The sequence below is a fragment of the Rhizobium sp. UFLA01-1127 genome (assembly GCF_059803845.1).
This window is the reverse complement of record NZ_JAUQTZ010000247.1, coordinates 1-4035: the sequence shown is the minus strand read 5'-3', so window position 1 is coordinate 4035 and position 4035 is coordinate 1. Positions and strand designations below refer to the sequence as shown.

General features: G+C 59.9%; 2 protein-coding genes. One reads left to right on the top strand and one right to left on the bottom strand.

What is annotated here, in order from left to right; genetic code table 11:
• The first annotated feature begins 15 nt into the window (after positions 1-15).
• Positions 16-3486 carry a YhdP family protein gene (locus Q4Q11_RS31100; protein ID WP_498571895.1) on the top strand — a complete coding sequence of 1157 codons (3471 nt, stop codon included), beginning with the start codon at positions 16-18 and terminating at the stop codon, positions 3484-3486.
• Positions 3487-3540: 54 nt separating this feature from the next.
• On the opposite strand, the gene Q4Q11_RS31095 is transcribed toward Q4Q11_RS31100, so the two are convergent.
• The gene (locus Q4Q11_RS31095; RefSeq protein WP_498571894.1) at positions 3541-3867 is read right to left on the bottom strand and encodes a hypothetical protein; all 327 of its coding nucleotides are present in this window, start codon (positions 3865-3867) and stop codon (positions 3541-3543) included.
• Positions 3868-4035 lie beyond the last annotated feature (168 nt).

Below are 4035 nucleotides of genomic sequence, written 5' to 3'. Positions count from 1 at the left end.
CGCGTATGCCGTCCAATGGGATGCAGCGTCACCAAAAATTGCGAAGAGCGAAAGGCACGCACAGGAGTGATCCGAGGCGAAAAGGTAATATTCCGCAAAAAGGATCTCGTGTCGCTCGACCATCTGCCGTCCGCTCAGGTCGAAGATCCCCTGATCGTGCGTGTGCCTGATCGCGCTCGCCGCAGCCGTTCGCATGTCTGGCACGTCTGCCGCATGACACTGGTTTTCCTTGCATTTCTCGCACTCATTCTCGGGGCGGTGATTGCGACCATCGAAGGCGGCATCTTCGACGAGCCCTTGTCCCAGAAGGCGCAGGTTGCGCTCGATCGGGCCATTGGCCCGCGCTACAAGGCCGAGGTCGGCGCGACGGTGATCCGCTTCACGTCCGGTCTGCGATTGGCCCTGGAAGCGCGTGATGTCAATGTTATCGATCAGGACAGCGGCAAGCATCTGTCGACAATGTCGGCCGTCAACATGGAGCTGGATCCATTGGCCCTGATCGAGGGCCGGGTGGAAATCGCCAGCGTGGCGGCGGAAGGTATCGCGCTCGACACTTCACTCCTGCCTCAAGGGGATCCGGTCGATCTGACCGCCTTGCGCGTCGACGCATTGCCCAAGGCCCTGAGTGCTGCCTTCGACAATCTCGATTTCCTCGAGCGTTTCGTGCAGCGCGGCGGCACGAATTCCGTGCATATTTCCGGTTTCTCCGTGAAGATCGCGCGTCAGGAGGGCGATCCGATTTCTCTCGTGGTCGATAATCTGACCTTCGAGCGGACCGAGCCGAATATGTTGCACCTTTACGGCAAGGTCGCCGTCAACGGGTCCGTCGCAACCTTGGATGTGAAAGCGGATCAGCAGGAGGCGGGCCATAGTTCGTCGCTGATCGCTAAAATATCCAATCTCGACCTCAAGCCTTTGACGATGGCCTTCGATCCGAACGGTACGCCCCGTCAGGGTTTCATGACCTTCGCCGACATTACGCTTTCGGCCGTCAAGGGGGAGGCGGGCGTCGATCCGAAATTGAATGCGGCCATCGATGTCCGGCCTGGCGTCCTCTACATGGATCGCGATATGCAGGAGTTGACGCAGGCGAGCATCAACCTGGCTTATAATTTCGACCATCAGACCCTTGAGATCGCACCGTCGAAGGCGCAGTTCGTGGGGACTGTCGCGCCGTTTTCCGGCGCGCTCATCGATCTCGATCGCATCGATGCCAATGCGGGCAAGGGCTTCGGCATCGATTTTGTGATCAAGGACGGTGTCGCAGCCTCGGCGCTGTCGGGCGAAACGCCCATCAGGTTCGACGGCCGCGCCGTCGGCCGCTTCTTGTCGGCGACCAAGGAATTCCAGTTCGACAATCTCGGCATATCGACCCCACAGGGTGCGCTCTTCGGCTCGCTGCACATGAAGCTCGGCGACAGTTCGCCGGAAATCAGCTTCGGCGGCCGTGCAGACAAGCTCGACACGACGGTCGTGAAGCAGCTGTGGCCCTTCTGGATGGCCTCTAAGCCACGGACCTGGGTCGAGGGCAATCTCTTCGGCGGCTCGGTAACCAATGCCGTGATATCCGTCTTCATTCCCGCTGGTAGGCTGAGGGAAGCTTCGCAGACCGGCAAGCTGCAGCTCGGCAAGAATGAGCTGCACATTGCCTTCGATATCGATGGTGCCCGCCTCAACGTCCCCGGCGAGATTCCACCCCTGCGCGACACGAAAGCTCATTTCGACTTGACCGGCCCGACGATGGTCGTCGCCATCAAGACGGCGACGTCCTATTTCTCCACCGGACGGACGATCACGCTGAATGACAGCAGCTTCTCGATTCCGGCAACCTATGACAAGCCGCTGATGGCGGATCTTGAGCTGACGATTTCCGGTTCCGGCGACGCGATCGGCGAACTCTTGACGTACAAGCCGCTGGAAGTGCTGCAACGGACCGAATTCAAGCCGGAGAATTTCAACGGCAAGATCGTCGCGAAGGTCGATGCCAGGATCGGGCTGATCAGGGACCAGCAGCCGCCCCCGCCGGACTGGCAGGCCACGCTCAATCTCGACAATGTCGATCTGCTCAAGCCGATGAACAATCGCAAGATCGACAATCTGACCGGCCAGATTTCGGCCGATCCGCAATCGGTGCATCTGCAGGCTCAAGCCCAGATAGACGGCATTCCGGCCCAGATCGACATGGTGGAGCCGACCGACGGCAAATCGACGGTCAAGCGCGGCCGCGTGATTACCGCCACGCTCACCGATGCGCAGCGCGATACCGTTCTGCCCGGTCTTCGCGATATGATCGACGGACCTGTGAAAGTGGAGCTGACGCGCATTGATGACGATCGCCAGGGCGTGAAGGTCGATCTCGGCAAGGCAGCGCTGACGGTGCCCTGGATCGGCTGGTCGAAGGGAGCCGGAATTCCGGCGATCGCGCAGTTCGAAGCGTCTGGGCCGGACAATCAGACCGCGCTCAAGAATTTCACGCTGAAGGGCGACGGTTTCGGCGTCAGCGGCGATCTCCTGATCAGCAAGGGGAACCTGTCGTCTGCGAATTTCGACAGCGTAAAGCTTTCCGCGCTCGATAATTTTGCATTGTCGCTGAAGCGGGGCAAGGGCGGTGGTTACGATATCTCGGTGTCGGGCGATTCCGCCGACATACGTCCGATCCTCGCCCGACTGAAGGCGTCTTCGTCGGGAGGGCAGGCCGGCTCCAGAGACGATGCCTCCGGAAGTGCGACCGTCCGGACCAATCTCGACAAGGTTATCGGCTTCAACGATGAGGCAATTGCCAACCTGAAAGGCGTTTATTCCATCTCGGGCGGCAAGACGACCAGCGTCGATTTCACTGGCGTGACCCTCAGCGGTGAGGCGTTCGTCACCCAGATGAGCAAGGGCAACAACGGCGTGATCCGCATCACGAGCGGCGATGCCGGCGCGGTCGCACGGTTCACCGACCTCTACAAGCACCTGAAAGGCGGTTTGCTCAACCTGTCGCTGCGCTCGATCGGGCAGGACGATTGGGACGGGTCGCTGGATATCCGCAACTTCGCGATTATCGATGAAAAGAAGCTCTCGACCATCGTCTCGACGCCGAGCGGCCAGAACGGAAAGAGCCTGAATTCGGCCGTGAAGCAGAATATCGACACGCGTTCGCAGAATTTCGAACGGGGATTTGCGCGGCTGGTGCTGCGGGACGGTGCGCTTTCGGTCGAAAATGGCGTGGTGCGCGGCGTGCAGGTTGGCGCAACGTTCCAGGGAATGCTGAAGGATGCCAACGGCAAGATGGACATGACCGGCACCTTCATGCCTGCCTACGGGCTGAACCGGCTGTTCGCAGAGGTCCCGATCGTCGGCTTCATCCTGGGCAACGGCAGCGACCGCGGTCTTATCGGCATCACCTTCCGGCTGACAGGTAGTTTCGAGAAGCCGAATATGCAGATCAATCCTCTGTCGATCATCGCGCCGGGCGTTTTCAGGCAGATATTCGAGTTTTGACGAGCCGTCGCGACCGGCGCCTTGCACCCTTTATCGAGCAACCTGTCCGAAAAATCATCCTTCTTCCGCCAATCGCCGGCGTATGCGTTCCGCCCCGCCATTCATGCGCCGGGCAAACGGTCGATCGGGATCGACGGCGCGCCAGAACGGCGCAGTGCCGCTTTCGCTGATCTGCACCAGATGCCGCTGAACGGTGACAGGGCAGCAGGCATCTGCGCCATATTGCCGGGCAAGCGCCTTTCTTATTCCGCCCAGGTCAGATAACTGACCCGGAGGCGCCGCCAACAGCGCGCTTGCAACCATCTCTTCGCTGGGAATCAACATGCTCTGCGTAAGGCTTCGCCCTTTACGCCTCGTCTTGATGACAGGGACCTCATCCATAATCCACCTCCTGAATTGGGATGCTAACATAAGACGAACGGGTAGGCCGCAATCCGACATCACGCATGCAGAAAACTGGCGGAGGGCTGGGCGTGAACTTGCAAATTGGCAATATCCGAGCTCGACGGTTTCAACATGCCAGCCGTCAAGCGCAGCGAGGTTCAGCCG

Bases quoted from the DNA above. Each gene is read 5' to 3' on its own strand.
- Q4Q11_RS31100 (WP_498571895.1), top strand. From the start codon at position 16: ATGGGATGCAGCGTCACCAAAAATTGCGAAGAGCGAAAGGCACGCACA.
- Q4Q11_RS31095 (WP_498571894.1), bottom strand. From the start codon at position 3,867: ATGGATGAGGTCCCTGTCATCAAGACGAGGCGTAAAGGGCGAAGCCTT.